Genomic DNA, 6,525 nt, shown 5'->3' on the forward strand with positions numbered 1-6,525 from the left:
AACGCGGAGTTTGCGGAGGCCCCCCTCACCCGTCTCGCCGCTGCGCGGCTAGCCACCCTCTCCCACGAGGGGAGAGGGGTCGGCCGTACCCGCGGCTTTGCAGTGCCCATCACGACGTCCGCCACTGGCGATCTGATCAGCGTCCCGGGAGCCATCGCATGAGCGACGAGCAGGATCGTGACATGACCGAGGGCGAGCGCCGGCTGTGGCGGGTGCTGCGGACCAAGAAGTTCGGCAGCGCGAGATTCCGGCGCGGCGTGACGCTCGGGCCGTACCGGGCCGCGTTCGTGTGCGACGACGTGCCGATCGTGGTAGAGGTCGACGAGCCGGGGACGGGCGGCGAGGCGCGCGATCCGGAGCGCGACCAGTGGTTCTTCTGCCACGGCTACCGGGTGCTGCTGTTCCGCCCCGAGGACGTCGCCACCAGCCCGGACGGCGTGATCTCGATCATCGAGACCGAGATCCGCTCGGCGCCGAAAGGGGGGCCGCGGGCGGTCGGTGCCTCGAGCCGGGCGGAGGGCGCGTGATGGCGACGGCGCATCCCCAGTTCGCGCTGCGGCCGGTGCTGCCCGCCGACACGCCGCTGCTCGCCGACATCTTCCGCGCCAGCATCGGCGAGCTCGCGGCGGAGGACTACAGCGAGGCCCAGCAGGAGGCCTGGATGACGGCCGTCGAGGACGGGGCGGCGTTCGGCAAGCGGCTCGCCGACGCGCTGTCGCTGGTCGTGACGCTCAACGGCACGCCGGTCGGCTTCGTCGCGCTCGCCGGCGGCACCACCATCGATCTCCTCTACGTGCATCCGGGTGTCGCCGGGCTCGGCGCCGGCGCCATGCTGGTCGACGCGGTGGAGAAGCTCGCCGGGGCGCGCGGCGCCAAGGCCCTGGTGGTCGACGCCAGCGACAATGCGCGCGGCTTCTTCGAGAAGCGCGGCTATGTCCCGCAGCGGCGCAACACGGTTCTGCGCGGCGACGAGTGGCTCGCCACCACCACCATGGAAAAGGCCCTGGCCGGAAAGGCTCCGCCGTGAAACGCCCCGACACGCCGTTCCCGCGCCACTGGATTTATTACATTCTGATCAAGCTGCTGGTGCTGGCCGGCGGCGTCGCCTTCGTTCTGAAGTATCTCGGCTGGTGGTGAGCGCGGACGCGCTTCGCCCGGCCAGTCTCATTCGATCACGTCCGTTTTCAGCTTCCGGGTGACCTCGCATGACCGAACGCCTCTATCTGTTCGACACCACGCTGCGCGACGGCGCGCAGACCAACGGCGTCGATTTCACGCTGGCCGACAAGCTCACCATCGCCCGCATGCTGGCCGACCTCGGCATCGACTACATCGAGGGCGGCTATCCGGGCGCCAACCCGACCGACACCGAGCTGTTCGCGCAGGACCGCGGCGTCGGCGCGACCTTCACGGCCTTCGGCATGACGCGGCGGCCGGGTCGCTCCGCCTCCAACGATCCCGGCCTGGCGATGCTGCTCGACGCGCATGCCGACGCGATCTGCTTCGTGGCGAAGTCGTGGGACTATCACGTCCGCGTCGCGCTGGAGACGACGCCCGAGGAGAACCTCGCCTCGATCCGCGACAGCGTGAAGGCCGCGCTGTCGCGCGGCCGCGAGGTGCTGGTCGACTGCGAGCACTTCTTCGACGGCTACAAGGCCAATCCCGCTTATGCGCTCGCCTGTGCCGAGGCCGCCTACAAGGAAGGCGCCCGCTGGGTGGTGCTGTGCGACACCAACGGCGGCACGCTGCCCAACGAGATCGAGCGCATCGTCGGCGAGGTGGTCGAGACGGTGCCGGGTGAAAGGCTCGGCATCCATGCGCACAACGACACGGAGCACGGCGTCGCCAACTCGCTCGCCGCGGTGCGGGCCGGGGTGCGCCAGATCCAGGGCACGCTGAACGGCCTCGGCGAGCGCTGCGGCAACGCCAATCTGATGTCGCTGATCCCGACCCTCAAGCTCAAGCGGGAGTTTTCCGAACGCTTCGACATCGGCGTCTCGGACGCCGGGCTCGCCAGCCTGACGCGGGTCTCGCGAAGACTCGACGAGATGCTCAACCGCGCGCCGGACCGGCACGCGCCCTATGTCGGGCCGAGCGCCTTCGTCACCAAGGCCGGCATCCACGCCTCGGCGATCCTGAAGGATCCGGCGACCTACGAGCACGTCCGCCCCGAGTCGGTCGGCAACAAGCGCGACGTGCTGGTCTCCGACCAGGGCGGCAAGTCCAACGTGCTGGCCGAGCTCGCCCGCGTCGGGATCGCGGTCGACAAGGACGACCCGCGCATCGGCCGGCTGCTCGACGTGATGAAGGAGCGCGAGGCGATCGGCTACGCCTACGAGTCGGCGCCGGCGTCGTTCGAGCTCCTGGCGCGCCGGGTGCTCGGCGACGTGCCCGATTACGTCGAGGTGCTGAAGTTCGACGTGACGGTGGAGCACCGGATCAACGCGCTCGGCGAGCGCGTCACCGCGACGGTGGCGGTGGTCAAGGTGAAGGTCGGCGACGGCGAGCCGCTGATCTCGGCCGCCGAGGGCATCGGCCCGGTGCACGCGCTCGACCTCGCGCTGCGCAAGGATCTGGGCAAGTACCAGGACTACATCCGCGGCCTGAGCCTCACCGACTACCGGGTGCGTATCCTCAACGGAGGTACCGAGGCGGTGACCCGGGTGCTGATCGAGAGCCTCGACGAGAACGGCGACACCTGGACGACGGTGGGGGTTTCGCCCAATATCATCGACGCCTCGTTCCAGGCCCTGATGGACTCCATCGTCTACAAGCTGATCCGCTCCGGCGCCCCTGCATGATCTCGGACGTTCGCCCCCGGCCTGCCGCATGACCAAGAGAGTCGCCGCGCGGGCCCGCCTCGCGATCACGCTGGCGCTGATCCTCGCTTATCTGTCGGGCGGGGCGCTGTTCTTCCGGCTCAGCGAGGAGGTCGCGGCGGGCCGCCGCTCGGTCGACCACACCGGGCGAGTCATCCGCACGATCGACGACTTCTCCGGCGCGCTGCTCGACGCGGAGAGCAACGAGCGCGCCTACATCATCACCCAGTCGCCCGCCTATCTGGCGATCTTCGAGCAAGCCCGGGATCGCATCCCGATCGTCCAGGCGACGCTGCGCACCCTCACGGTCGACAATCCGGACCAGCAGCAGCGGCTCGACCGGCTCGCCCGGCTGGTGCAGCAGAAGATGGCGCAGCTCGCCCAGACGATCACGCTGCGCGACAATCTCGGTTTCGATGCGGCCCGCCGGGAGGTGGAGAGCCACCTCACCATGAATCTGGTGACGGCGGTGCGTGACGTGATCGAGGAGATTCGGACCGAGGAGGTCCGCCTGCTCGGCGCGCGCCAGCGCGCCGTGGAGGTGCTGCGGACGCGGGCGCTGTGGATCGTCCTCGGCGGCGGAGTCCTGACCCTCGCGGTCGTCGTCGGCAGCAGCATGGTGCTGCGTCGGGAGGAGCAGCGACGCCGCACGGCCGAGCAGGAAGCCGTGGCCAGCGCGGCGCGGCTGCGTACCTCCTTCGACGGGCTGAGCCAGGGCATCGCCGTGTTCTCGTCCGAGCTGACGCTGGTCGAATGGAACCTGTGCCTGATCGAGCTCCTGGACGTGCCGTCCGGGGTGGCGCGTCGCGACGTCTCCTACGAGGATTTCACCGCCGCCGTGGGGGCGGAGCTGTTCGAGAGCGGCCCGCAGATCGCCGAGGACCTGCGGGCGCCTGGCGAGCGCGATCCGGTGGTCTACGACGCCACCACGGAGGGCGGCCGCACCCTGGAGGTCCGCCGCACGCCGATGCCGGGCGGCGCCGGATTCATCCTCACCGTCACGGACGTCACCGCGCAGCGCCGCGCCGAGCTGGCCCAGCGCGACACCCAGAAGATGCAGGCGCTCGGCCATCTCACCGGTGGCGTGGCGCACGACTTCAACAATCTGCTCACCGTCGTGATGGGCAATCTCGATCTGCTGAAGCGGCGCCTGCCGGACGACCCGGACGTGACGCGCCGGCTCGACGACGCCATCGCCAGCGCGATCCGGGGCGCCAACCTGACCCGGCATCTGCTCGCCTTCGCGCGGCGCCAGCCGCTGGAGCCCAAGCCGGTCGATCTCAACCGGCTGGTCGCCGAGCTGGTCAACAGCGTGCTTCGCCGCACCCTCGGCGAGGAGATCGACGTCCAGCTCGTCGAGACCGGCGGCCTGTGGCCGGCCTTCGCGGACGCCGCCCAGGTGGAGAACGCGGTGCTCAATCTCGCGCTCAACGCGCGCGACGCGATGGCGGTCGGCGGCCGCCTCACCATCGAGATCTCCAACCAGATGCTGGACCATCACTACTGCCGGCTGAACCCGGACGTGGAGCCGGGCGCCTATGTGATGGTCGCCGTCACCGACACCGGCTGCGGCATGTCGCCGGAGACGATCGCGCGCGCCTTCGAGCCGTTCTACTCGACCAAGTCCGAGGGCAAGGGCACCGGGCTGGGCTTGAGCCAGGTCTACGGCTTCGCCAAGCAGTCCAAGGGGCACGTCAAGATCTACAGCGAGGTCGGGCAGGGCACGACCGTGAAGCTGTATCTGCCGCGCTCGCAGCGCGCCCCCAAGGACGAGATCGTCACCGGGCTGCGCGAGGTTCCGCGCGGCAGCGCCCGCATCCTGGTGGTCGAGGACGACGCCGACGTGCGGCGCGTCGTCGTCGCGCAGCTCCAGGAGCTCGGCTATCAGGTGCAGGCCGCCCAGGACGCCGAATCCGGGCTCGACGCCTTCACCAAGGCCGAGCGCATCGACCTGCTGCTCACCGATGTGATCCTGCCCGGCCGCCTGCGCGGCAAGGAGCTCGCCGCCCTGATCACGCGGGCGAGCCCGGAGACGCGGGTGCTGTTCATGTCCGGCTACACCGAGAACGCCATCGTGCACGACGGCAAGCTCGACGAGGGCGTCAACCTGATCGGCAAGCCGTTCCGCCGCGAGGAGATCGGCCGCAAGGTGGCACAGGTGCTGCAGGCCGGCGGCCCGCCGGCCGACGAGGCGGGCAACATCGTCCGCTTCCCGGACGGTCTCGGCGACTGAGCCGGCGGGCCGCCGTGCGGCCGGCCCGCAACTCCTTGAAACGATCGTAAAGCTGCAATAGATCGAAAAGCGTCCCGCGCCTCTCGACAGTGCAGCGCGCTGCTGAATACTTCGGACATCGTCCCGACGAGGAGATGTCCATGACCCCCGACCGCCCGTTTCTTTCCGCTCGCCGCAGCGCTGTTGCGCGCACGATCGTGCCGGGGCGCTGCTGATGCGGTCGCAGGCCCTGGCCGAGGACGCGCTCGACGAGTTCTCCGTCGACCGCTTCGCCGCGCTCGACGGGCCCGAGCAGCTCGTCGTCTGGGGATGCCGGAGCTGGGTCGTCGCGGTGCGCGACGGCCGCTGCCCGGTCGCAGTGCTGAAGCCGACCTTCCTGCGCGCCGGCGTCGAGGACGCGACGCTGTCGCTCGACGCGCTGCTGCGGGTCACGGCCCGGATGGCGGTGCGCCGCTTCGAGGTGCGCTGCCGCAAATGTCCGCAGCTCTCCGCCGACGAGCTGCGCCTGGTCGCCGCGGCGGCGACCGCGCAGGTCGGCGACCTGCGGGCGACGCGGGCGCGGCTCGCCGCCTGGCTCGAGCCCGACGGCATCTCGTTCGCGATGCCGCCGCTGCGCGGGCTCGCGACGCTGTTCGCGCGGGCCGGGCTGGTGCTGCCGGTGCGCAGCGAGGTCGACGCCGGGCTGGCGCTGTCCATGCGTGCCGGCGAGGCGCAACCCTGCACCTTGCATTGAGCCTGCATCTTGCATTGAGCCTGCACCTTGCATCGAGCCGGCGCGCTGCATCGACTTCGCCCGAGCTGATCACGTCGTCCCGACGCCGACAGAGGAGACACCGGCATGAGCTTCGCGTCCGATCGCTTCGCGTCCGATCGCTTCGAGCCCGAATCGGCGTCACCGCCGGCGATGCGGTCCGGTGAGCCGATCCGTTTCGACTTCGCCCGCAGCGGCGGCGACTGCCGGCCGTGCCGGGCGATCTGCCAGGACGCCGGCGAGCACCTGGCGCTGGCGCTCGTGCGCTTCGTCTGCGCCGGCTACATGACGGCGAGCGCCGATTGCTGGGAGGCGGCCCATGCCCATGCCGACGCCACCTTCGGGGCGGTTGACGGTCCCCCCTTCGTGGCGCGCGCCGGCGCCCTGGTCCGCGCGCTGCGGGCCGAGCGTCGCGCCGGCTTCGCCTTCTTTCCGGCCTCCTGCGCGCAGGTGTCGCGCGACGAGGCGGAGCTGATCGCGCTCGTCCAGGCGGCGCGGGCGGGCGACCCCGACCGTCTCCGGCGGGCCGGCCAAAAGGTCGGCGGCGGCGTCTCCTGCGGCGCCATCGTCACGGCCGCGCGGGCGCTGGCCGTGCTGTTGAATCGCTATGCGGCGCTGATCGCGGCCGGGCAGGGCGGCGGCCTCGCCGCCGGCCGGGGCGGCGCGCCCAACTGATCAGCTCGGTCCGGCCTCGCGCCGGCCGGCCCTGCGGCCGCGCGCGC

The 6,525-nt window shown here is 70.9% G+C and carries 6 protein-coding genes; all 6 read left to right on the forward strand.

Going from position 1 to position 6,525, the window contains the following annotated elements; all coding sequences use genetic code 11:
* Positions 1-158: 158 nt before the first annotated feature.
* The 6 genes from CH341_RS11565 to CH341_RS11590 all read left to right on the forward strand — a co-directional run bounded on the left by CH341_RS11565 (position 159) and on the right by CH341_RS11590 (position 6,478).
* Positions 159-527 (forward strand): endonuclease domain-containing protein, encoded by a 369-nt coding sequence (locus tag CH341_RS11565; protein ID WP_111419183.1) that lies wholly within the window; start codon positions 159-161, stop codon positions 525-527.
* A complete protein-coding gene (locus CH341_RS11570) occupies positions 527-1,027 on the forward strand; it encodes a GNAT family N-acetyltransferase (RefSeq protein ID WP_111419184.1) in 501 nt (166 codons plus the stop codon). Before CH341_RS11565 ends, CH341_RS11570 begins: the two co-directional genes overlap by 1 nt.
* A 178-nt stretch (positions 1,028-1,205) precedes the next feature.
* On the forward strand, positions 1,206-2,801 hold the full coding sequence (gene cimA, locus CH341_RS11575) for a citramalate synthase (RefSeq protein ID WP_111419185.1): 1,596 nt from the start codon (positions 1,206-1,208) through the stop codon (positions 2,799-2,801).
* A 28-nt stretch (positions 2,802-2,829) separates the two neighbouring features.
* Complete coding sequence (locus CH341_RS11580; protein ID WP_111419186.1) at positions 2,830-5,052, forward strand: CHASE3 domain-containing protein; 2,223 nt, start codon at positions 2,830-2,832, stop codon at positions 5,050-5,052.
* 214 nt (positions 5,053-5,266) lie between these two features.
* Positions 5,267-5,785, forward strand: a complete 519-nt coding sequence (locus CH341_RS11585; RefSeq protein ID WP_111419187.1) for a hypothetical protein — start codon at positions 5,267-5,269, stop codon at positions 5,783-5,785.
* Positions 5,786-5,890: 105 nt separating this feature from the next.
* Positions 5,891-6,478 (forward strand): hypothetical protein, encoded by a 588-nt coding sequence (locus tag CH341_RS11590; protein ID WP_111419188.1) that lies wholly within the window; start codon positions 5,891-5,893, stop codon positions 6,476-6,478.
* Positions 6,479-6,525 lie beyond the last annotated feature (47 nt).

It is taken from the genome of Rhodoplanes roseus, from assembly GCF_003258865.1.
In the GTDB taxonomy this organism is placed as follows: Bacteria; Pseudomonadota; Alphaproteobacteria; order Rhizobiales; family Xanthobacteraceae; genus Rhodoplanes; species Rhodoplanes roseus.